Raw genomic sequence first — 21,977 nt, forward strand, 5'->3', positions numbered from 1 at the left:
CTTCAACGACACCGTGGCCGGACACAGTACGCGAGCCCATGACGGCCGAATGGAGCAAGCCTCAGCCCAGGACGAGCGGGAGCTTCGCCGCGAGGTCGCCGAGCGCGGCCTTCTCCGCGTCGGTCGGCGTCCGTCGTCCGGTGCCGATCAGCAGGGCGTCCTTGTCGGAGAACGAGGCGGGAAACGAGCTCCCGGCGATCCTCTCCAGCGAAGCGCGTGCCGAGGCGAGGGTCTCGGCGGGCGGCTGGGCGGCCGCGGGCAGGTGCGCGATCAGGTCGAGGTGGTGCAGGGTCCACTCGACGACGTATGCGGACAGGTAGTCGGCGACGGTCAGGACCTGGTCGCGGGTGCTGACACGCCGGGCGGGATCGGCGAGTTCGGCGGCGCGGCCCGCGGCGGAGCCGACGTCGTCGAAGTGGTGCCTGAGCCAGCGCGGCTCGCCGTACGCGGCGGCCAGCCGGGGGATCAGCGCGTCGAGCGGGTCCTCACCGGTGGGCGGTTCGACGAGCTGCCAGTAGGTGACCGCGTCCACGGTCGGTTCGGCGTCGGCGGGTGTGACCAGGGTGATCAGCACGTCCTGGGCGCCGATGAGCAGGTGACAGACCAGATCCCGCACGAGCCAGCCACCGCAGCCGGAGGGCTGCTCGAAGTCCTCGTCCGGGATGTCGGCGACCGTCGTTCGCAGTGCCGTCCACGAGCGTGAGAAGAGGTCCACCGCGGCACGGTATTTCAGGGCCGGAGCGGTGGACAAGCGGACGCGGGCGGTCGGTCGGCTCGGCCGTGGTCCTGGATCGGCGAGTGCGTCACGAGATGGCCCGGAGCACGCCCTGGGGCGGGACACGGAGTCGGTCGACGACCTCGGCCGTCCTGTCGTCCGCGGGGAGGAAGACGACCAGTTGCTGGCCGTCCGCGGAGAGCTCGAGCGTTTCGCGGAGCAGCCGAAGTTCGCACCCGGAGGGGTGGTTGAGCCGGAGGACTCCGCGTTGCGGAACCACGTGACGATTCAGGCGCTGGGTGAAGTCGGGGCCGGCGACGGGTGCGAGTTCCGCGGTGAACCACTCCGAGATCTCGACGGACGGCCCGAGCCACAGGTCGAATGCCTGCTCGTCCGCGACGTCACCCCAGTCGGCGAAGAACGTTCTGGCGCGAGGGTGGGTGAAGACGTACCGGGTGAGGTTCGGGGCGGCCGCGTCGAGCAGACCGCTTCCGTCCATCACCAACTCGTAGCCGCTGGTGCGGTCGAGGACGTCGCCCAGCCGGTTGGTCACCATGGCGATGCCCGGTTCGAGGAGACGGAGTGTCTCCCGGACGGAGGGGCGAACATCGTGGCGCGGTGGTGCCGGTTGGCTGTGCGCGGAACACTCGCCGCCGGTGATCTTCGCGAGATAGCGCAGGTGGTTGCGCTCCGAGGGGTCGAGGCTGAGCGCGTCGGCCAGCGCGTTCACCACCGCCACCGAGGGGTTGCGGTCCCGGCCCTGCTCCAGCCGGGTCAGGTATTCCACGCTGATGCCCGCCCGCACGGCCAGATCCGAGCGTCGTAGACCGGGCGACCGGCGACGCCCGTGATCCGGCAGCCCCAGCGATTCCGGCTGGGTGCTGTCGCGCTTGGCCCGGATGAAGTCCCCCAACGGCGTACCCATGCCGCGAGCATACGGCGCCGCACCCTGACGGCGGAGTGCTGAAGGTGGCCCTGCGGGGGCCAGCCTGAGCGCGGTCTGGTTGCGGTCACGGGGGAGGCCTGAACGTGGTGGTCATGGACAACAACAAGCCCAGGCTCGTCGTCATCGTCGGAAGCGTTCGGGAAGGACGGTTCGGCCCGGCCGTTGCCTCGTGGGTCGCCCAACAGGCAGACACACACGGTGGTTTCGAGGTGGACGTGGTCGATCTGGCCGAGATCGACATTCCGCTCGCGCTGCCCGCCGCATCCCCGAAGTTCGCCGGCGACGACTACCCCCGCCCCGCCGGAATGGCGGCACTGACATCCGCTCTGGAGGGCGCCGATGCGTTCATCGTGGTCACGCCGGAGTACAACCACAGCTATCCTGCCTCGCTGAAGGCGGCCATCGACTGGCACTTCACCCAGTGGACCGCCAAGCCCGTCGCCTTCGTCAGCTACGGAGGCGCGGCGGGTGGCCGGCACGCCGTGCTGCACCTGGAGAACGTACTGACGGAACTGCACGCCGTGACGATTCGCGATGGTCTCGCCTTCCCCAACTACTTCACGGCGTGGCAGGACGGCCGCCCGCTCGACCCCGAGGCCCCCGGGTACGCCAAGACGTTGCTCGACCAGCTGGCCTGGTGGGCGAGTGCGCTCCGGTCGGCGCGCCAAGCCGCTCCCTATCCGGCATGAAGTCCCGGCCGCGGCCGGCCCTACCTACGGACGTGACCGGTGATCTTCACCGGGTCGTTGTCGGCCTTGCAGCCGCATCCGTGTTCGCTCATGGCCGTGGACCCGCACGAGCATGAGGAGCGGCGCCGGCCGAACCACCACGTGGCCCCGGCCAGCGCGGCCAGAGCGAGGGCGAGGGCGGGAAGCCAGCCCACGAAGGCGGAGGCTCCCGCGCCTACGACGCCCGCCGTTATCAGGACGGGCAGCAGACAACAGGCCAGGCAGGCCAGTCCGGCGAGGCCCGCCAACGCCTTCGGCATCCGGCGGACACGCGGGTCAGCAGCAGGGTCCGGCATGACGGTGCTCCGCGGCGAGGTCGGTGAAGGGGATGGGGCAGCAGGCGCTGCTGGCGCACGCGGTCAGGTCGTCGCAGCCCGCGTCGACAGCGGCGACCAGGGCCGCGCGGATGGTGGTCAGGTCCGCGATCTTCGCGTCGACCTCGGCGAGCTTCGCCCTCGCACGCTCTTGCAGCCCGGCGACGGGGCGGCCGTGGCGGTGGCGGCCGGTCTCCAGCAACTCGGCGACCTCGTCCAGGGTGAAGCCGAGGCGCTGGGCCGCCTTGATCACGCGCAGTGCGGTGACCGCGTCGTCGCCGTACAGCCGGTGACCGCCGGGACTGCGCAGCGGCTCGGCCAGCAGGCCACGGCGTTCGTAGTAGCGCAGGGTCTGGACGTTCACTCCCGCAGCCTCGGCGACCTGACCGCTGCGCAGCCCCTCACTCACGGCTGTTCCCCCGCTCCGGCCAGGGCTCCAGCACGGCCGGCGAGCGCGTTCAGGACTTGTGCGTGCGCCTGATCCACCGCGATGTCCAGGCGCACTCGGGAGCCTTCGCCCGCAACGGTGAAGGTGAAGAACGAGCAGCAGCCGCTCTCCCGCTCGGCCAGGTCGCGGACCCGGTCCTGAACAGCGCCGCCGCCGGACAGCTCCAGGCGCAGGAGCAACGGTTCAGGCCGGGACACGTCCGTCAGCCGCTCGCTGAACAGCGTGTCCCACTCCGCCACCCGCAAGGGCCGCTGTGTCGTCGGCAGGGTGCAGGACTGGGGCACCCATCCCAGGTCGGTCATCGCGCTCACTCCCGTCATGGCGTCCCCGAGCACCGCAGCCCGGGACACCACTGACGGTAAACCTGTACCCAGGTACCGGATGCAAGCTCCCATCGGCGCCGGGCGAAGCTGGTGCCCGACCCGGCCGGTCGACTCAGCTGCCGCCGACGCCCACGGCGGTGAGCAGGACGAGAACGAGGGTCACCACGGCGAACAGGCCATGTGCCAGCACCACCGGCAGCGGGAAGTGCCGTTCGGCGGGGACGGCCGCCTCGGCGCCGTGAGCCGCCGCGGCGGCCGGTGCCGCCCCTGCCGCTGCCCGGTCCCGGTAGACGGGGATCCAACGGGCCAGCATCACGAAGCCCAGCAGGGCGACCGGTACCAGCAGACCGAACGCGGTCCAGGCCAGGGCGCTCTTGTCGGCCACGACATAGATGATCCACACCACCAGGCCGACGGCGGCCAGGGCGAAGTGTCCGAAGACGACCGGTGCGGGCATACGACTGGTGCCGGACTGCTGCTGCCGGATACCGCCTCGTTGGATCCAGGTGCCGAGCAGGTAGAAGCCGCCGGAGGCGGTGACCCCCCAGGCGACCAGTGCGGCGATGTCCATGGGGAACTCCCGAGTGAGGACGGGGTCGATCTCAGCCGGCCCATGTCGGGCGACGTGGGCCGCGCGTATATCCCTCGGCCTGGGTGCTCTCGTCGGCGACCCGTACGCCGTAGCGGTAGGCGAGCTTGCCGCCGAGAAATCCCGAGACGCCCAGGACTGCCAGGCTGACTGCGGACAGGACGAGCCTGCCGACGCCGACACTCCCGCCGTCGGCGTAGTTGCTGTACCGCCACAGGAAGTTGACGACGTAGGCGGCGGTCACCAGCAGGTTCAGCGTCATATGGACCAAGGCCGTACGAAAGGCCCTGCTGCCGGCGGGAATCGCGAACAGGTCGAGGAACCCGACCATGGCCGCGAGCAGGGCACCGATCACCCCCACCGCGATCAACCATTCCGAGCCCTGGGTCAGGAACCCCGGACGGTGGACGAAACGGGAAGCGATGTCGAAGACCAGACTGGCCACCCACGCACCGATCGGCACCGTCACCAGGATCGGGTGGAACGGGTGGCCGTACGGTCCGGCGAGCGCGGCAGTGACCGGTCGCTTCGCCTGGAGCTGAGACTCAGTGGCCATTGCAACCTCCCACCGGTTTCACCAACAATTCTTGGACTTATTGATGACGGGCGTCAAGGCATGCAGGCCAGAAGACCAGAATGAATGGTTGTGCCCATGCAAGCTGGAGTTACCGTGTTCTCGTGACTCCTGACTCGACTCCGCAGGCCGGCGCGGCCAGCGCCGCCATAGACTCCGTCAGCGTCCTGAGCGAGGACTCACGGCGGCGCATGTTCACGTTCATCCGGCGCGCCGGCCGCGCCGTCACCCGCGACGAGGCCGCCGCCAGCGTCGGCATCTCGCGCAAGCTCGCGGCCTTCCACCTCGACAAGCTGGTCGAAGCGGGGCTGCTGCGCGCGGGGTACGGAACTCCGGGCGGGATCCGCAAGGTCGGCAGACAGCCGAAGGTGTACGAATCCACGGACGCCCAGATCAGCGTCAGCATCCCCGAGCGGCGCCATGAACTCCTGGCGGACCTTCTCCTCGATGCCGTGCTGACCGAGCGTGCGGACGAAAGCGCCGCGCAGGCAGCGGTACGGACCGCCGAGCAGCGGGGCCGGCGGATGGGCGAGGCCGCGCGGGAGGAGACCCGCCCGGGGCGTCTCGGTCCGGAACGCGGGCTGACCGTGTGCGAGCGCCTGCTGGACGGGTACGGCTACGAGCCCGTTCGTGAAAGCCCGACCCACCTCCGACTGCGCAACTGCCCCTTCCACCCACTGGCCGCCAAGGCCCCCGACCTGGTGTGCGGCATGAACCAGGCCTTCCTCAGCGGCTACCTGAACGGCCTTGAGGTCAACGGAGTCCAAGCCGTGGCGGCCCCTGAGCAGGGCGAGTGCTGCGTCCGGCTCGGCCCCAGCGGCAGCGCCGACGATGACCAGGCACCCGAAGTCAGGGGCAGTCGTATGTGAGGTGGGTGGCGACCGTGCGGTGGGTGGGGGAGAGGATGCGCAGTTCGGCCTGTGCCTGGTAGTGGCCCTTGCCCTGGAAGGTCCACAGGAGGTGCAGTCGTGCGCGCTTCTGGCCTCGGGTCACCGTTTCGCGCAGGACGTCCGAGGTGGTGCCGTCGCTGCGGATCCAGCGGTAGGAGAGCTTGCCGGGTCGGCCGTTCGTCGTGACGACGCCGACGACGTCCGCGGTGTCGTCGCACCCGACGGCCGTCGGCCGGGCGGTGACCGCCACCGTGCGCACCTCCACCGACGGACCGAGGCGCTGCCAGAGCAGGAACGCGATGACGCAGATCAGTACCAGCGTCGGCAGGGCGTGTCTGCGTAGGCGGCGGTGCCGGGGCGGCGTCGGGGCCTGTGGCACGACGGGCAGCGTGCTGTGCGTGCGGTGGGCGACTGCGGCCGTCACTCCCGGGCCGAAGCGCAGCACGGTGCCTTCGACACGGTCCGGCTGTGTCGGTGTGGTCGGCGCAGCCATATGCGTGACGTTCGGCGCGATCTTCGTGGCGTTGGGTGCCACGAGGGTGTCGGTGTTCTCGGTGAGGTTCTTGGTGTCGTCGTGCTCGGGCCGCTGGATCCAGTGGCTGCCGAGCACGGTGGCGCTGTACTCGGCGTCCGCCGGGCCCGGTTCGTCGGCCGGGGGGCGTTCCCCGGTGGCGGGGAGGTGGACGGTCGGGGCGTGCTCGTCGCCGGAGCCGAGCACACGTGTGGGCTCGCTGTCCCCGGCCGGCGCGGGGGTGCTGTCGTCGTGCGTGGTCATCGGAGCTCACACTGCCTGGTCAGTAGCTGCTGGGAGGCGCCGCCGTCGGCGGAGGCCGGGGTCGTCATGGCCTGTACCGCCCAGTAGCAGTCCGTGCTCTGGAAGGTGTGGTCGACGGGGATCGTGTAGTGGGTGGCGCCGTTGCGCCGGAAGGTCTGGGACCCGCCGTCCGGGGTGCCGAGCACGCCTGGGACATTGCTCGTGAACCACGAGACGGTGAGGGAGACCGGCCCGGTGCCGTCCGTGGTGATGTCGATCGTCGCCGTGGCGGTGGACGGACCGGTCTGCCGGAAGGCCGACACGGTGACGTCCTTGACGGCGGGAGCGGCCGGTGGTGCGGGGGAACTGGTCGTCGGCGTCGGGTCGGTGGTCGTCCCGCCGGTCGTCGTCGACTCGGACGGAGCCGTGGTGGCGGACGCCGAGGGGTCGTCGGTGCCGGGAGTCCCCGAGGTCTCCGTGCCCGAGGGTGACGAACTGGAGGACGTGGTGGGCGTCGGGGACGCGGACGGGTCGGCCGACGAAGTCGGTGCGGTGGGCCCGGGCGATGTCACGCCGGGCTGGGCGCTGGTGGTGGCCAGGGCCTGTGCGGCCTGCTGCGGAGCCGGTGCCGGAGTGTGCTGGACGCCGTAGGCCAGGAGGATGCCCAGGAGCAGGGCCGCAGCGGTCACCAGCATCCCGGGCCGGCCGGGGAGCCACGACCCGATCCGGCCGTGGCCCGTCTCCTGGCCCAGGACCGTGCGTGCGATGTCCGTGGTGGTCTGCGGGGCGTGGCGCGCGGAGTGCAGCAGCAGCGGCAGCAGTGCCACCAGCGCGGCGAGCCGGCCGCGGCCGCGTTCCTCCCAGTCCGGCCCGTAGGCGGCACCGGCGGCCGCCTCCAGGTCCGAGACGAACGCCTCGGCGTGGGTGGGCCGTTCCTCCGGGTCCTTGGCCAGTCCGCGCCGCACCAACTCCCGCACCCCCTCGGGGACCTCGTCCGTGGGGATGGGCGCGTCCACGTGCCGCAGCGCGAGTTCGGCGAGGTTGTCACCCGCATACGGCTTGTGGCCCGTCAGGCACTCGAAGAACGTGGCCGTGGCCGCGTACACATCGGCGGTGGGCGAGGCGGGGGCGCCGGTCCACTGCTCCGGAGCCATGTAGGAGGGGGTGCCCGCGATGCCGACGCTCGTGCCGGTGTCCACGGCGATCCCGAAGTCGACGAGCTTGGACGAACCGTCCGTCACGACCAGGACGTTCTCGGGCTTGTAGTCGCGGTGCACGACGCCGACGCGGTGCGCGTCGGCCAGGCCGAGCAGCGAGCCCTTGAGGACGACGAGCGCGGCCTCGGGCTCCAGCGGACCCTCCCGGGTCAACAGGGTCCGCAACGAGACTCCGTCCACCAGCTCCATCACGATGGCGGCGCCGTCCGGGCTCTCGACGTATTCATACAGTTCGGCGACGTACGGGCTTTCCAGTCCGCCGAGCAGTCGCGCCTCAGCCCTGAACTCGTGCACGAAGCCCGGCCGGGTGCGCAGTGAGTCGCTGAGGTACTTCACCGCGACCGGAACGCCGGTCTCCTGGTGCACGGCCAGTACGACCCGTCCGCTCGCCCCCGACCCGAGCTCCAGCGACTCGGTGTATCCGGGCACTGCCCATGCGTTCATTCCGTCCCCCCGATCCGCGTGCCACCGGAATCCCATTCGCTCCAAGGCTTCGGGCACGCGTTGAGAGACATATTTTCGGCCACCACGGTTGCGATGCGATGCCGGGACCGTCACGGCTTCGCCATCGCGGACGGCAGGGACCCGAGGGTCACCTGGCGTCCGTACCGTCGCTCGGGAGGGTGTTGCGTTCTCCGCTGCCACGGACCGCCGCGAAGACCAGCTGACCTCGAACACCGCTGCCCAGAGGGGGCGTTGGGGGTGGATACGGCCCCCTCGGCGCGGACGCCGCGGCGACCGACGGCCGCTACGACTTCTCCGTGCACGGTGCCGACGGGTTCGTCCGCCGCTTCTCCGGCACCGTCGTCCGTGAGGGCCAGGACGACGTGGCGGTGCCGGCGGTCACCGCGCGGCTGCGGCACTCAGGGCGCCCGGAGAGCGCGTCGCTGGAACTGGAACTGCGCAACGACGGCGGCGGTACGACGTCACCGTCACCGCGGGCACCGGCACCTGCTTCGTCCAGCGTTACGCGGGAACCGTGCACGCCGGGTGAGGCATGGCGGGTGGGGCCGGTCGCCGACTGTCGTGGGCGCGTCGGTCCCACCCGGTGGTCAGGCTGCCCGGGACGGGATGCTGAGCTGCCGGGAGTCGAGCACCTCATCGCCGTACAGGTCCGCCACCCACGCGGACTGGTAGACGGTCTCCAGATACCGCTCACCCAGATCCGGCGCGATGGCCACCGCGGTCAGCTCCCGCTCGTCCCGACGAGCCAGCCAGTCCATCGCGCCGCTGACCACGGTGCCGGTGGAACCCCCGAACAGAAACCCGCGCCCGGCCAGCCGGTGACAGGCCCGAATGGTGTCGGCCTCCGCCACGCGCACCACATCGTCGACATACGACTCGTCCAGCAGCGGCGGGCGCCTGCTGGTGCCCAGACCGGGAATCATCCGCCGGCCAGGTGCGCCGCCGAAGGTCACCGAGCCGATGGCGTCGACGGCCACGACGCGCACCGGCCGGTGCCACTCGCGGAAGTAGCGTGCGCAGCCCATCAGTGTCCCGGTGGTTCCGGCCCCGACGAACAGCACATCCAGGTCAGGGAACTGCCGGGCGATGGCCGGGGCCGTCCTTCGGTAGTGGGCCATGCCGTTGCTGGGGTTGGCGTACTGGTTGAGCCACACATACCGGTCGTCGGAATCGCACAGTGCGTGGACGTGCCGGATGCGTGCGCCGAGCAGGCCGCCGACCGGGTCGGGTTCGGTGATGATGTGGACCTGGCCGCCCAGGGCCTCCATCATCATCCGGGTCGCCAGGTTGCAGCGGGAGTCGGTCACGCACACGAACCGGTATCCCTTGTTGGCCGCGATCATGCTCAACGCCACGCCCAGATTGCCCGAGGACGACTCCACCAGAATCGAGTCCGGTGTCAGCCGGCCGTCGCGTTCGGCTGCCTCGACCATTTCGGTGGCGGCCTTCAGTTTGATCGAGCCTGCGAAATTGAATCCCTCGCATTTGAGGAACAAGGGGTGCTCGAAGATTCCCTCCAGGTCGACGTAGAGGTCGTCCTGGTTGAAGGCCTGGGGGGCGGATATGACAGGCATGCTCGTCTCCTCGATCGGGGGAGAGGAATTCGGCGGCGAGTTTCGACCCGCCGGAACGTCTCCAGTACGCCAATTCGGAGCGCCCGTGTCATGCCACCGAAATTCGGGGCTTGACATGCGCCCCGTGTGCGCATAGGCGGCCCCACCGGGCGGGGAGGCGAGCGGTCGGCTATCAAGACCGGCGTTCGGTGTCAAGACCCGAAATTCAGGGACGGGACAGGAATTCTCCACTCGGGCCTACTGAAGAGGCGGGCGTTACGAATCCGTACGCACCGACCGACACTCACCGCATCGTCTTCGAGGAGCAATCGTGCTGGACAAAACAGCGGGCCTTATGGCCGAGGTGCTGGCCGGCGTCGTACGAGTCGAGCAGGTATCTGCCCACAGTCACTTCTTCGACGACCTGGGTGCCGATTCCTTGGTGATGGCGCAGTTCTGCGCGCGAGTGAGGAAGCGGGAGGATCTGCCTACGGTGTCGATGAAGGACATCTACCGGTACCCGACCATCCGGAGCCTTGCCATCGCACTTTCCGACGCCGCGCCCATCCCGTCCCCGTCCTCAGCAGCGGAGGAACCGGCATCGGCGCGTCCGTCGGCCGACGCGGGGACAGCGGTCGCCACCCGGCGATACCTCGTCTGCGGAATGTTGCAGTTCCTGGTCTTCCTGGCCTATTCCTGCCTCGCCGCCTTCGCTGTCGCCGAAGGCTATGACTGGATCTCCGCAGGTTCGGGCCTGCTCGACCGCTACCTGAGGTCGGTCCTGTTCGCGGCCGCGGGCTTTCTCGGCCTGTGCACCTTCCCGATCGTGGCGAAGTGGACACTCGTCGGCCGCTGGCGATGCGGCGCGTTCCCCCTGTGGGGCATGGCCTATCTGCGCTTCTGGATCGTCAAGACCCTGATCCGCACCAGCCCCATGCGCCTGTTCGTCGGTTCACCGCTCTATGTGCTCTACCTCAGGGCGCTCGGCGCGCGAATCGGCAGAGGCGTCACGATCCTCACGCGCACGGCCCCGGTCTGCACTGATCTGCTCACCGTCGGGGACGGCACGGTCATCCGCAAGGACGTGCTGCTGTCCTGCTACCGCGCCCACGGCGGCCTGATCCAGACCGGTCGGGTCACGCTCGGCAGCAATGTGCTCGTCAGCGAGCACACGGTCCTCGACATCGACACCTCGATGGGCGACGACTCCCAGCTGGGCCACGCCTCCTCGCTGCACGCCGGCCAGGCCGTTCCCGTCGGCCGGCGCTGGCACGGCTCCCCGGCACAGCCGACCGACGTGGACTACCGGACCGTCCGCCCCGCCGACTGCCCCACCCGCAAGAGGACCGCATACGGCGCTGCGCAGTTGCTGAGCCTGCTGCTGGTGTGGCTGCCGCTGACGCTGGGTGGCGCGAGTGCCCTGCTGTCCGGCGTCCCGCAACTGCACGCGTTCCTGGAGCCCCGGCCGGTGGGCAGCGCGGCGTTCTACGTCGAAGCGCTGACCGCGTCCCTGGTGCTCTTCCTCGGCTCCCTCCTCGCCGGTCTCCTCGTCGTGGGTACCGTGCCGCGCGTCCTCAACCGGGCCATCGAGCCCGGCAAGGTCTACCCCCTGTACGGCTTCCACTACGGCATCCAGCGGGCGATCGCGCTGATGACCAACAGGAAGTTCTTCACCGCGCTCTTCGGCGACAGCTCCGCCATCGTGCACTACCTGCGCTACCTCGGATACGACCTGTCGCGTATCGAGCAGACCGGGTCGAACTTCGGCACCGAGATACAGCAGGACAACCCCTACCTGAGCTCGGTCGGCACCGGCACCATGATCGCCGACGGACTGTCCCTCATGAACACCGAGTTCTCCAGCACGTCCTTCCGCGTGTCCCGCACGTCGATCGGCCCCCGGAACTTCCTCGGGAACCGCATCGCCTACCCCTCTCAGGGCAGGACCGGCGACAACTGTCTGCTCGCCACGAAGGTCATGGTCCCGATCGACGGCCCGGTACGTGAGGGCGTGGGCCTGCTGGGCTCACCCAGCTTCGAGATCCCGCGCACAGTGATGCGCGACAACAGGTTCAACCACCTGGAGACCGGCGACCAACTGCGCCGCCGCCTGGCCGCCAAGAACAGGCACAATGCCGCAACCGCCGGCCTCTACCTCTCGGCGCGGTTCCTCCATCTCTTCGTGATCACCCTCATCACCATGGGTGCGGCCGCCCTCTTTCCCTCGCTCGGCGCACCAGCCATCGCCTTGGCCGGCGTCCTCACGCTCACGTTCACCGTCGTCTACTTCGCACTGATCGAACGTGCCTCCACCGGATTCAGGGCGCAGAAGCCGCTGTACTGCTCGATCTACGAGCCCCCCTTCTGGCACCACGAACGCTTCTGGAAGCTGGCCTCGGTCGACTACATCCAGATGTTCGACGGCACCCCCTTCAAGGGCATGATCTGGCGGCTCCTGGGGGCCCGGATCGGCAAGCGGGTCTTCGACGACGGCTGCTTCTTCCCGGAACGCACCCTCGTCACCATCGGCGACGACACCACGCTGAACGCCGGGACCGTGGTCCAGTGCCACTCGCAGGAGGACGGCGCCTTCAAGTCCGACCGCAGCACCCTCGGCAGCGGCTGCACCCTCGGGGTCGGTGCCTTCGTCCACTACGGCGTGACGATCGGCGACGGCGCCGCACTGGCCCCTGACTCCTTCCTGCTGAAGGGCGAGGAAGTCTCCCCGCACACCCAGTGGGCCGGCAACCCGGCCCGGGAGATGCCCGGCAACTGAGCCCGCGACCCCAGCACCGGCGACAAGCAGAGGAAACGACCCGTGGCAACGTATCCGAACCACACCCGAAACGGCCTGGAGTACTGGCGCGGCGTGCTGACAGCCGGCGGATTCACCGCCGCACCACGCTGGACCCTCCACCCGACGCCCGGCGTGGGCCAGTACGAGGCACATGCCCCCGACGGCACCATGGCCCGGCTGCGCCGACTGGCGGACGAACTGGCGGTACCGATCGATGCGCTTCTGCTGGCGGCGCACGCCAAGGTCCTCGCGGCACTGTCCGCGGAGCGCGAGATCACCACCGGGTACGTCACCGAGAACGGCCGCCCACTGCCGTGCCGGCTCACCACCGCGCCCGCCTCTTGGTGGGAACTCGTGCACACCAGCCGTCGGACGGTCGCCGAACTGCGGGCGCACCAGGCCGTTCCGGCCGAGGACTTCGACCGGCTCCGGCGCGAACTCGGCCTGACCGGGCCGGTGTTCGAGACCGTCCTCGATCTCACCGCGATCGACGGGGACCTCACCGAGGGCACCGCGCTGCGAGTGGGCATCCGGCACCGGGGCGGCCGGCTCATGCTGCGGCTGCGTTACCGCACCGACATGCTCGACGCCGCAAGCGCCGCCCGTATCGCCGGGTATCACCTGACCGCGCTCGCGCTGATGACCGCCGACCCCGATGCCGAACACGCCCGCCAGAGCCTGCTGTCCGCCGCGGAGAAGCGCTTCCAGCTGGAACAACTCGCCGGTCCCGAACGAGAGTTGCCGAACGCGCGGGTGCATGAGCTGTTCGAGGAGCGGGTGCGGACGCATCCGGATGCCGTCGCCGCCGTGCACGCCGGCCGGCAATGGACCTATGCGGAGCTGAACGCCCGGGCAAACCGGGTGGCCCGCGCCCTTGCCGCCCGCGGGTCGACCCGCGAGAACGTCGTCGCGGTGGTGACCGAACGCAACCTGGACTGGCTGGCCGCGGTCCTCGCGGTCTTCAAGTCCGGAGGCGTCTACCTGCCTGTCGAGCCGCACTTCCCGGCCGAGCGCATCGCTGCCGTGCTCTCCCGCGCCGACTGCACCCTGGCGCTGACCGAACCCGGCAGCACCACCACCCTCGACCGGGCCCTCGATTCGCTGCCCGGAGTCGAGAGGCTCTTCGTCGAGGCGGCGTACGAAGAAGACCAGCCGGACGACGACCTCGGCATCCACGTCACGCCCGACCAACTGGCCTACATCTACTTCACCTCCGGCTCCACCGGTGAGCCGAAAGGCGCCATGTGCGAACACGCCGGCCTGCTCAACCACCTCTACGCCAAGATCGACGACCTCGAGATCGGTGACGGACAGGTGGTCGCCCAGACCGCTCCGCAGTGCTTCGACATCTCCCTGTGGCAACTGCTCTGCGCCCTCCTGACCGGTGGGCGAACCCTGCTGGTCGAACAGGACGCCATCCTCGACGTCCCCCGATTCCTCGACACCGTCACCGAGGGCGGGGCCACCGTCGTACAGGTCGTGCCCTCCTACCTCGAAGCCGTCCTGACCGAGCTCGAACAGCGCCCCCGCGCGCTGCCCGACCTGCGGTACGTGTCGGTCACCGGGGAGGCGCTCAAGAAGGAGCTCGCCGAGCGCTGGTTCACCGCCCAGCCCCGGATCGGGCTGGTAAACGCCTACGGGCTCACCGAGACCTCGGACGACACCAACCACGAGGTCATGCACCGGGCGCCGGAACGCATCATGCTCGGCCGTGCGGTCAACAACGTGCACATCTACGTCGTCGACGAACACCTCGCACCGGTGCCGCTCGGTGCCCCGGGCCTGATCGCGTTCTCCGGAGTGTGCGTCGGCCGCGGCTACATCAACGATCCCGCACGCACCCGAGCGGCCTATCTCGACGATCCGCACCGGGCCGGCACACGCCTCTATCTCGGCGGCGACTACGGCCGCTGGCATCCTTCGGGCAAGCTGGAGTTCCTCGGCCGACGTGACGCGCAGGTCAAGATCCGCGGGTTCCGGATCGAGATCGGCGAGATCGAGAACGCCCTGCTGCGCCTTCCCGGTGTCCGCGACGGCGCGGTGGTGGTCACCGAGCGCGCCGATCGCAGCAAGCACCTGGTCGCCTTCTACTCCGCGCAGAACCCCGTCGACGCCGGGAACCTCGCCGACCGGCTGGGTGCCTCGCTGCCTGCCTACATGGTCCCGGCCGCCTTCCACTGGTGCGAAAGCCTGCCGCTGACCGCCAACAGCAAGATCGACAAGAAGGCGCTGACGCTGCTGGCCACCGATCAGGCCGGCAGCGAGGACGGTCACGAGCCCCCGGCCACACCGACCGAGCAGCGGCTGGCGGCCGCCTGGGGCCGTGTCCTCGGCGTGCCGCAGGACCGTATCGGACGCCGCGACCACTTCTTCGACCGCGGCGGCAACTCCCTCTCGGCGGTGAAGCTCGCCATAGCCCTGGACCGCACCGTGTCCCTCAAGGACGTCACGGCACACCCGGTCCTCACCGACCTCGCCGCCCTGGTCGACCAGCGCCCCGAGCACCACGCGCCCGAACCCATGACGTCCTGCCGAACCACATCGAGCTGAACCACATCGCGCCGAACCACATCGAAAGGAAAGCCACCATGTCCTACGCGACTCCGGCGTCCCTCCTCAAGGTGGACCTGAACCCCGCCAAGCCCCCGATCCTGCACGTGGACACCCCCGGTGATGCCCCGTCGTGGGCGGCCGACCACCGTCACGCCCTGCGCACCCTGGTCACCGAACACGGCGCGGTCCTCGTCCGTGGCCTGCATCTGCGCGACGCGGCCCAGGCCGGCGCCGTCCTCCGCCGTCTGGCCCCGGCCCTGATGACCGAGAGGGAATCGTTTGCTCCCCGCAGGACGTACGCCCCGGGTGTGTACTCCTCCTCGGCCTGGCCACCGACCCAGCCGATGTGCATGCACCACGAACTCAGCTACCTGCTCCGGCCACCCGGCCTGATGCTGTTCGCCTGCCTGACCGCGCCCGCCACCGGCGGAGCCACCGCCGTCGCCGACGCCTCCGCCGTCCTGGAGGCGCTGCCGAGGGAACTGGTCGAGCGCTTCGAGCGGGAGGGCTGGCTGCTCTCCCGTACCTACAACGACGAGATCGGCGCCCCCTACAGCGAGGCCTTCGGCACCGATGACCGCCGAGCCGTCGAGGACTACTGCCGCACCGCCGGCATCGCGTTCGCCTGGCAGCCCGACGGCAGTCTGCGCACCCGGCAGCGCCGCGCCGCCGTGACGGTCCACCCGGTCACCGGCCGCCGCTGCTGGTTCAACCAGATCGCCTTCCTCAACGAATGGACGATCGAACCCGAGATCCGCGACTACCTCGTCGACGTCCACGGCGCCGACTCGCTGCCGTTCAACACCCGCTTCGGAGGCGGCGACCCCATCGGTCCGGACGTCGTCCGGCTCCTCAACGACACCTACGCGGCCCACACCGCCCGCGCGCCGTGGCGGCCCGGGGACCTCATGCTCGTCGACAATGTGCGCACGGCACACAGCAGGGAGGCATACCAAGGACCACGTGACGTACTCGTCGCCATGGCCGAGCCGCTCGCGCCGGCCCCGTGCGCGCCGCCCGCCGAGACGAGCAGCCGATGACCAACGCCCCTTCCACGGCAATGGAGCCAGCCATGTCCCAGCCGTACACCGTGCCGTCGTTCGCAGTGATCGCCGGCGCACAGGTCCAGCACGCGCTGCAGGGCCGGGAAGCGCAGATCGTGGACCTCATCGAGGCCACCTATCTGCTGCACGCCGCCGGAGAGTCGGTCAACCCGCCGTCCTACTTCCTGCGGTTCCCCGACCGGCCCACCTCCCGGATCATCGCGCTGCCCGCCTCGATCGGCGGGCAGGACCGGGTGGACGGCCTCAAATGGATCTCCAGCTTCCCCGACAACGTCCAGGCGGGCATCCCCAGGGCCTCCGCCGTCCTGATCCTCAACGATCACGACACCGGCTATCCCTTCGCCTGCCTGGAAAGCTCCATCATCAGCGCCACCAGAACCGCCGCGTCCGCGGCACTGGCCGCCGACCACCTCACCCGCAACCGGCAACGGCCCACGCGTATCGGGTTCTTCGGCACGGGTCTGATCGCCCGCTACATCCACACCTTCCTGACCGCCGTGGGCTGGTCCTTCGACGAGACCGGCGTCCATGACCTGTCCGAGCAGAGCGCCGCGGGCTTCAGCGACTACCTCCGACAGACCGGCAGCGCCGGACGGATCACCGTGCACGACGACCCGGAGGAGCTCATCCGCTCCAGCGACCTCGTCGTGTTCGCCACCGTCGCGGGCGAGCCACACGTCGGCGATCCGGCCTGGTTCGACCACAACCCGCTGGTTCTGCATGTGTCCCTGCGTGACCTGGCGCCCCGGATCATCCTCGCCTCGACCAACATCGTCGACGACGTCGACCACTGCCTCAAGGCCGACACCTCCCCGCACCTGGCCGAACAACTCAGCGGCAACCGCGACTTCCTGCACGGCACACTCGCCGACGTCATGACCGGACGAGTGACGCCCCCCACCGACCGGCCCCTGGTGTTCTCGCCGTTCGGCCTCGGCGTACTCGACCTCGCCGTCGGCAAATACGTGTACGACGAGACGGCGCGCTCCGGACAACTCCATGTCGTCGAGGACTTCTTCCACGACCTGCGCCGACACGGGTGAAGGCTTCCGACACCGCCGTGACCTAGGAGCGCAGGAACCACTGCTGGTTGGTGCCGCCGTTACAGGGCCAGATGACCAGTTGGGTCCCGTCCGTCGTGGACGACCCCGGAACGTCGAGGCACTTGCCGGACTGCTCCGAGACCAGGCGGCCTCCGGCGCCCTGGGTCCAGCGCTGGTTCGAGCCGCCGGTGCAGGTCCACAGTTCCACCGGGGTGCCGTCGGCGGTGTTGCCGCCGGTCACGTCCAGGCAGGCACCGCCCAGCCGCAGGGTGCTGTTGGGGGCGGCGGTCCAGTACTGGGCGGCGCTGGAATTGCACGTCCACAGGTCGGCCTTGGTGCCGTTGGCCGCCGAAGCGCCGTAGGCGTCCAGGCACTTGCCGGACAGCCCGGAGGAGAGGTGACCGGACAGGCCGCCGGGCTGGTGGCGGATGAGCGCCGCGACGAGGGCGTGTCCCGGGAAGTCGGTCATGACGACGCCGGTGCGGGCGGAATAGCCTCCGCCGAGGAAGTCCAGCGTGCGTTGGTTCAGCCCGGTGCCGCCGCCGTAGCCGCCGGCCATGTCGGCCGGAGTCGCCCCGGTCGGCGCACAGTTGGCCGAGGTGTACGACACGTACATCGCGCCCGACGGATCGGACGCCGCCTCGGTCAGGTTGTCCCTGACCCCGTTCCACTTGGCGCCGAGATCGCACTGGCTCCAGTCGTCGGTGATGTAGTGGCCCCAGTCTCCGCTCGTCAGCTGGGTGAGCCCGTAGCCGGAGTAGGTCTGCCCGCGGGGCCCGGTGAACCGGGTCAGCACGATGTGGCCGCGTGCCTGGTCGAGGGTGGGCATGGCGGCGGTGGAGGTACCGGTGACCGTCGGCGCGTAGAACAGCCCGGGGTAGCGGGCCAGGTAGTCCCCGAAGATGCGCATGCGGTCCGCGGCGGTGGTGTCGGACGGGTCGTCGGCGCAGTGCCCGATCGACGTGCTGCCACTGCCGCCCTCGGTGGTGTCTCCGTCGCATTCACCGTGCAGGTTCATCAGGACCGTTTCGGTGGGGTGCGCGGTGAGGAAGTCGCGGGCCCTGGACAGTACGTCGTCGAAGTTGGCGTTCTGGTAGACGTTGGTGTGGTGGATGGCGAACGCACCGCCCACGACCCGTACCCGGATGTCGATCGCCCGGATGCCGGCGTCGAGTTGTGCGCTGAGGGTCGCGGCGCTGTCGCCCTGGTTCTCCTGGGTTTCGTACGCCGACGGGTAGAGCCAACCGCCGTGAATGGCCAGGGTGTCGTGGGTGCCGGGGATCGACAGGCTGCCCAGAGCCAGTGCGCCGTTCACTCGGCCCATCCAGTCCGGATGGCTCTGCGAGGTCAGGCTGTTGAAGGCGTCCGTCGAAGTGGACGGCTGCGCCGCGGCGGAGCCGGGAGTCAGCACGCCGAACGCGGCGCCCGTCAGGGCGAGGGCAGCGGCGAGGGCGGCGCGGCGGAGAAGCCGTGCGGAGCGCGTTGACCGGAACATGCCAGCAATATAGGGCCGGATTCTCGAACAGGTCCAGACCAGGGAGCGGTGAGTCTGGCCCCCGGCACCCGTGGTGCCGGGGGCCCGGCGCCCGTTCTTGATCAGGCGCAGGTCAGTTGCGGTGCCGCCCAGTCGGCGTGGTCGTAGTTGACGCCGTCTCCGGAGTCGGTGACGGAGAGGCGGAGCTCCAGTCCTCCGGTGAGGTCCGCGGAGAGCGTCCTGGCCGCGTCCGCGCCCGTCATGCGGCCGCTGTCCGCGACGAGCGTGTCGTCCCGGTAGAGGCGGAAGACGACGGACCCGTTGCTCCCGCCGGCCTCGTCGTCCACGCCCACGTTCACGGTCAGGCGTGAGCAGGCACGGCCGAGGTAGTACGTCACGTCGCCGGCCGCGTGGGTGCCGAGGCCCTTGGTGTAGGTGGTGCCGTTGACGGTGAGGGTGTGGCCGTCGCCGGCGGCCTTCTCGCCGTTGCTGCGGTCGCGCTCGACCGGACCCCAGCCGTTGGTCGCCGAGGCCCACGTCAGATCGCTGAGCGCGTGCGTGCCGGCCGTCGGGCCGCTGCCGCACGCGAGCCGGGCATCGGCCCAGTCCGCGTGGTCGTAGTCGATCCCGTCGCCGCCGTCGGTCACGACGAGTCGCAGCGTCGTCCCGCCGGTCAGATCCGCCGTGAGGCGCAGCGGCGGATCGGCGGCCGTCCGTACGCCGCTGTCCGCGACGAGCGTGTCGTCCCGGTAGATCCGGAAGGCGACGGACCCGCCCGCGGTCGACTCGTCGTCGACACCGACGTCCACCCGCAGGGACTTGCAGCTGCCGCCCAGGTGGTACGTGATGTCGCTGCTCGCGTGGGTGCCGAGGCCCTTGGTGTAGGTGGTGCCGTTGACGGTGAGGGTGCGGCCGTCTCCTGCTGCCTGTTCGCCGTTGCTGCGGTCGCGTTCGACCGGACCCCAGCCGTTCACCGCCGAGGTCCACGGCAGGTCGCTCAGCTGATGGATGCCCGTCGGCGGCGGGACCGGCGTGCCGGGCGTGACGCGGTACATCACCGTGCCGTGCGCGGGCACGGACGCGCTGATCGCACCCGTCGTGGTGGACTGCTGCTTGGACCAGAGGTCCTTGAGGGAGTACGACGTCGAACCGCCCAGGCCGATGGCCTCCGCCGTCGTCGACACCGTTCGCGCGGTCGTGTTCTCGTTGGTCAGCGTCACCGACCGGCCGCCGTCGGCAAGAGGTTTGGACATCACGACGAGACCGCCGGACGAGGACACCACCGTGCCCTGCCGGCCGAGCGGGTCCTGGTCGACGCCTATGACGTCGGTGTTCTTCAGGATGTCCAGCGAGGCCGACGACACTCCGCGCAGATCCGTGCCGATCAGGAGCGGCGCCGCCATCTGCGCCCAGAGGCTGAAGTGGGTGCGGTACTCGGTGTCGGTCATGCCGCCGTTGCCGACCTCCAGCATGTCGGGGTCGTTCCAGCCGCCCGGCCCGGCGTACGGGGCCAGGGACTGGTTCTTGTGGGCGATGCCGATCATGCTGGACCAGGAGTCGGAGATGTCCCCGGTCGTACGCCATGAATTCCCGTACTGCGCCGCCCAGTTCCAGGGCTGGTTCTCGCCCCACTCGCAGATGCTGTAGAGGATCGGGCGGCCGGTGGCCTTGAGCGCGTCTCCCATGGCCTTGTACCGCTGCTTGGCATCCACGGCGTTGTTGTTGCAGTTGTCGTACTTGAGGTAGTCCACACCCCAGGACGCCCACAGGTCGGCGTCCTGCTGCTCGTGTCCGAGCCCGCCGGGAAAGCCCTGTGTGTCGCAGGTCTTGGTGCCGGCGCTGGAGTAGAGCCCGAACTTGAGGCCCTTGGAGTGGACGTAGTCCGCAACGGCCTTGATCCCGTGGGGGAAGCGGACCGGGTCGGGCACGAGGTTGCCGTTCGTGTCCCGGTTCGGCAGCGCCCAGCAGTCGTCGATGTTGACGTACGTATAGCCCGCGTCCTTGAGTCCCAGGGAGACGAAGGCGTCGGCGATGCCCTTGACCATGTCCTCGTTGAACTCGGCCCGGCAGTGCGTCGAGTTCCAGTTGTTGAAGCCCATGGGCGGGGTGCGGGCGAGGCCGTTGTCCACGGCGGGGCCCGCGACCGGCATCGTCACCGTGCCCGACGCGGGCCCGGCCGCGACGAGGGCCGGGACGGCCAGGCACAGGGCGGCCATGGCCACGGCGAACTGCTTTCTGCGAAGGCGTCGTTCGGCAGACACGTGCGGCTCCCAGGGGGGTGAGTGGTGCACACGATCAAACGCGGGCGAACGAAAGTCACCACATCCCAGCGTCCTGTCTGGAGCATGTCAATACCTATGTCCCCTTGGCTGAGTCCGCTGCTGTGCCGCAGGGTTCGGATGCGCTTTCTCCTCATGTGCGCCGTTGCGCGGCTTCACCCTGGGCCAGGACGGGAAGCGCCTTCTCCTCGGCGTCCGCCAGCCGGAGGAGCACCGGCGACAGGACCAGTTCGATGACTCCCAGCGTCACCTGGAACGCATGCGGCCACCCGTGCGTGGCGAGCGAGAGCAGTCGCCCGAAGGCGCCCAGCAGGAACACACCGGCCAGCCATCGCACCGCCGCGGCCGGTATCGGGGAGTGCCGGGCCGCCCATAGCCAGGCAAGACCGTACCCGGCGAAGATCGCACCGAAGAACCGGCCCAGACTGTCGATCGTCGGCCCGGCCGACCGCTCGCCCGGGATCGCCGCGTTGCCGAGCAGTACATGGAAGAACCCGATCGCCACGCAGGCGTACCCCATGGTGACGACGAGTACCCGGAGTGCCTTGGCTTTGGTCATGACGTCAGCGCCCCCAGCTAGTAGACGTGTGTCTACTAGGCTAGAGCCCCTTAGTAGACATGTGTCAAGTAAGATGCGGTCGTGCCTCCCCGTCAGCGGCTCAGCCCCGCCGAACGCCGCGCCCAACTCCTCACGGTCGCCGCGCGCCTCTTCGCCGCGCAGCCGTACGACGAGGTGCTGATGGAGGACGTCGCCGAGCGCGCCGGTGTCTCCCGCGCGCTGCTCTACCGGCACTTTCCGAGCAAGCGGGACCTGTTCGCCGCGCTCTACCAGCAGGTCGCCGACGAACTGCTCGCCAAGACCCGGCTCGACCCCACCGCCACCCTGGTCGAACAGCTCACCCAGGGCCTGGACGCGCACATCGAGTACTTCGCGGAGAACCGCAACACCGTCCTGGCGGCCAATCGCGTGCTGGCCGGTGACCGCCTGATCCAGACGATCATGACGAATGAACTCGATGCCCTGCGGGAGCGCCTGCTCGGCGTGCTCCCGCTCGCCGACGACAGCACCCGGGATGCCGTGTCGGGCGTCCTGAAGAGCTGGCTGGTGTTCGTCCAGGTGCTGTGCGTGGACTGGCTCACCGAGGAGACCTGTACCCGTACCGAACTGCGTGACGTGTGCGTCGGCGCCGCGGTGGGCGCCATCCGGCCCCTCCTGGACGAGGACCCCGCGCCGGACTGGCCCCGCTGACA

At 69.7% G+C, this 21,977-nt stretch carries 19 protein-coding genes and 2 pseudogenes; 7 read left to right on the forward strand and 14 right to left on the reverse strand.

Features of this window, described 5'->3' with window-relative positions:
* Positions 1–61: 61 nt before the first annotated feature.
* Together AB0I54_RS12095 and AB0I54_RS12100 are read right to left on the reverse strand one after the other, a co-directional pair.
* Complete coding sequence (locus AB0I54_RS12095) at positions 62–715, reverse strand: maleylpyruvate isomerase N-terminal domain-containing protein (RefSeq protein WP_363295841.1); 654 nt, start codon at positions 713–715, stop codon at positions 62–64.
* An 88-nt stretch (positions 716–803) separates the two neighbouring features.
* Positions 804–1,640: a helix-turn-helix transcriptional regulator gene (locus AB0I54_RS12100; protein ID WP_363295842.1), complete on the reverse strand. Its 837-nt coding sequence runs from the start codon at positions 1,638–1,640 to the stop codon at positions 804–806.
* Positions 1,641–1,753: 113 nt separating this feature from the next.
* On the opposite strand from AB0I54_RS12100, the gene AB0I54_RS12105 reads away from it, so the two are divergent.
* Positions 1,754–2,350, forward strand: a complete 597-nt coding sequence (locus AB0I54_RS12105; protein WP_363295843.1) for an NAD(P)H-dependent oxidoreductase — start codon at positions 1,754–1,756, stop codon at positions 2,348–2,350.
* 20 nt (positions 2,351–2,370) lie between these two features.
* On the opposite strand, the gene AB0I54_RS12110 is transcribed toward AB0I54_RS12105, so the two are convergent.
* The 5 genes from AB0I54_RS12110 to AB0I54_RS12130 form a co-directional block, all read right to left on the reverse strand.
* Entirely contained in the window at positions 2,371–2,685 is a 315-nt protein-coding gene (locus AB0I54_RS12110; protein ID WP_363295844.1) for a hypothetical protein, read from the reverse strand.
* Entirely contained in the window at positions 2,666–3,112 is a 447-nt protein-coding gene (locus tag AB0I54_RS12115) for a MerR family transcriptional regulator (RefSeq protein WP_363295845.1), read from the reverse strand. Before AB0I54_RS12115 ends, AB0I54_RS12110 begins: the two co-directional genes overlap by 20 nt.
* Entirely contained in the window at positions 3,109–3,453 is a 345-nt protein-coding gene (locus AB0I54_RS12120) for a hypothetical protein (RefSeq protein ID WP_363295846.1), read from the reverse strand. The genes AB0I54_RS12115 and AB0I54_RS12120 overlap by 4 nt, the downstream gene beginning before the upstream one ends.
* Positions 3,454–3,586: 133 nt before the next feature.
* The gene (locus AB0I54_RS12125; RefSeq protein ID WP_363295847.1) at positions 3,587–4,045 is read right to left on the reverse strand and encodes a hypothetical protein; all 459 of its coding nucleotides are present in this window, start codon (positions 4,043–4,045) and stop codon (positions 3,587–3,589) included.
* 31 nt (positions 4,046–4,076) lie between these two features.
* Positions 4,077–4,619: a DUF2231 domain-containing protein gene (locus AB0I54_RS12130; RefSeq protein ID WP_363295848.1), complete on the reverse strand. Its 543-nt coding sequence runs from the start codon at positions 4,617–4,619 to the stop codon at positions 4,077–4,079.
* A gap of 122 nt (positions 4,620–4,741) precedes the next feature.
* Here AB0I54_RS12130 and AB0I54_RS12135 point away from each other — a divergent pair, with 122 nt between their 5' ends.
* The gene (locus tag AB0I54_RS12135; protein WP_363295849.1) at positions 4,742–5,506 is read left to right on the forward strand and encodes a helix-turn-helix domain-containing protein; all 765 of its coding nucleotides are present in this window, start codon (positions 4,742–4,744) and stop codon (positions 5,504–5,506) included.
* Here the strand turns inward: AB0I54_RS12135 and AB0I54_RS12140 are convergent.
* The 3 genes from AB0I54_RS12140 to sbnA form a co-directional block, all read right to left on the reverse strand.
* On the reverse strand, positions 5,487–6,302 hold the full coding sequence (locus tag AB0I54_RS12140) for a hypothetical protein (RefSeq protein ID WP_363295850.1): 816 nt from the start codon (positions 6,300–6,302) through the stop codon (positions 5,487–5,489). The genes AB0I54_RS12135 and AB0I54_RS12140 overlap by 20 nt on opposite strands.
* Complete coding sequence (locus AB0I54_RS12145) at positions 6,299–7,942, reverse strand: serine/threonine-protein kinase (RefSeq protein ID WP_363295851.1); 1,644 nt, start codon at positions 7,940–7,942, stop codon at positions 6,299–6,301. Before AB0I54_RS12145 ends, AB0I54_RS12140 begins: the two co-directional genes overlap by 4 nt.
* A gap of 608 nt (positions 7,943–8,550) precedes the next feature.
* Positions 8,551–9,537 carry a 2,3-diaminopropionate biosynthesis protein SbnA gene (gene sbnA / locus AB0I54_RS12150; protein WP_363295852.1) on the reverse strand — a complete coding sequence of 329 codons (987 nt, stop codon included), beginning with the start codon at positions 9,535–9,537 and terminating at the stop codon, positions 8,551–8,553.
* Positions 9,538–9,871: 334 nt separating this feature from the next.
* On the opposite strand from sbnA, the gene AB0I54_RS12155 reads away from it, so the two are divergent.
* The 4 genes from AB0I54_RS12155 to sbnB are packed head-to-tail and all read left to right on the forward strand — an operon-like array spanning position 9,872 to position 16,973.
* On the forward strand, positions 9,872–12,292 hold the full coding sequence (locus AB0I54_RS12155) for a Pls/PosA family non-ribosomal peptide synthetase (protein WP_363296077.1): 2,421 nt from the start codon (positions 9,872–9,874) through the stop codon (positions 12,290–12,292).
* A 42-nt stretch (positions 12,293–12,334) separates the two neighbouring features.
* Positions 12,335–14,863 (forward strand): amino acid adenylation domain-containing protein, encoded by a 2,529-nt coding sequence (locus tag AB0I54_RS12160; protein ID WP_363295853.1) that lies wholly within the window; start codon positions 12,335–12,337, stop codon positions 14,861–14,863.
* A gap of 38 nt (positions 14,864–14,901) precedes the next feature.
* On the forward strand, positions 14,902–15,906 hold the full coding sequence (locus tag AB0I54_RS12165; protein WP_363295854.1) for a TauD/TfdA family dioxygenase: 1,005 nt from the start codon (positions 14,902–14,904) through the stop codon (positions 15,904–15,906).
* Positions 15,903–16,973 (forward strand): 2,3-diaminopropionate biosynthesis protein SbnB, encoded by a 1,071-nt coding sequence (sbnB, locus tag AB0I54_RS12170; RefSeq protein WP_363295855.1) that lies wholly within the window; start codon positions 15,903–15,905, stop codon positions 16,971–16,973. Before AB0I54_RS12165 ends, sbnB begins: the two co-directional genes overlap by 4 nt.
* A gap of 22 nt (positions 16,974–16,995) precedes the next feature.
* Here the strand turns inward: sbnB and AB0I54_RS12175 are convergent, their stop codons facing one another.
* From AB0I54_RS12175 to AB0I54_RS12190, 4 genes and pseudogenes are all read right to left on the reverse strand, one after another.
* On the reverse strand, positions 16,996–18,468 hold the full coding sequence (locus AB0I54_RS12175) for a phosphatidylinositol-specific phospholipase C domain-containing protein (protein ID WP_363295856.1): 1,473 nt from the start codon (positions 18,466–18,468) through the stop codon (positions 16,996–16,998).
* Positions 18,469–18,569: 101 nt separating this feature from the next.
* Positions 18,570–18,995, reverse strand: a pseudogene (locus AB0I54_RS12180) (NPCBM/NEW2 domain-containing protein); the annotation flags it as partial.
* 33 nt (positions 18,996–19,028) lie between these two features.
* Positions 19,029–20,663 (reverse strand): annotated as a pseudogene (locus AB0I54_RS12185) (NPCBM/NEW2 domain-containing protein); the annotation flags it as partial.
* A gap of 196 nt (positions 20,664–20,859) precedes the next feature.
* Positions 20,860–21,285 carry a DUF4345 domain-containing protein gene (locus AB0I54_RS12190; protein WP_363295857.1) on the reverse strand — a complete coding sequence of 142 codons (426 nt, stop codon included), beginning with the start codon at positions 21,283–21,285 and terminating at the stop codon, positions 20,860–20,862.
* A gap of 81 nt (positions 21,286–21,366) precedes the next feature.
* On the opposite strand from AB0I54_RS12190, the gene AB0I54_RS12195 reads away from it, so the two are divergent.
* The gene (locus AB0I54_RS12195) at positions 21,367–21,975 is read left to right on the forward strand and encodes a helix-turn-helix domain-containing protein (protein ID WP_363295858.1); all 609 of its coding nucleotides are present in this window, start codon (positions 21,367–21,369) and stop codon (positions 21,973–21,975) included.
* The last annotated feature ends 2 nt before the right edge of the window (positions 21,976–21,977 follow it).

This window comes from Streptomyces sp. NPDC050625 (genome assembly GCF_040654755.1).
In the GTDB taxonomy this organism is placed as follows: Bacteria; Actinomycetota; Actinomycetes; order Streptomycetales; family Streptomycetaceae; genus Streptomyces.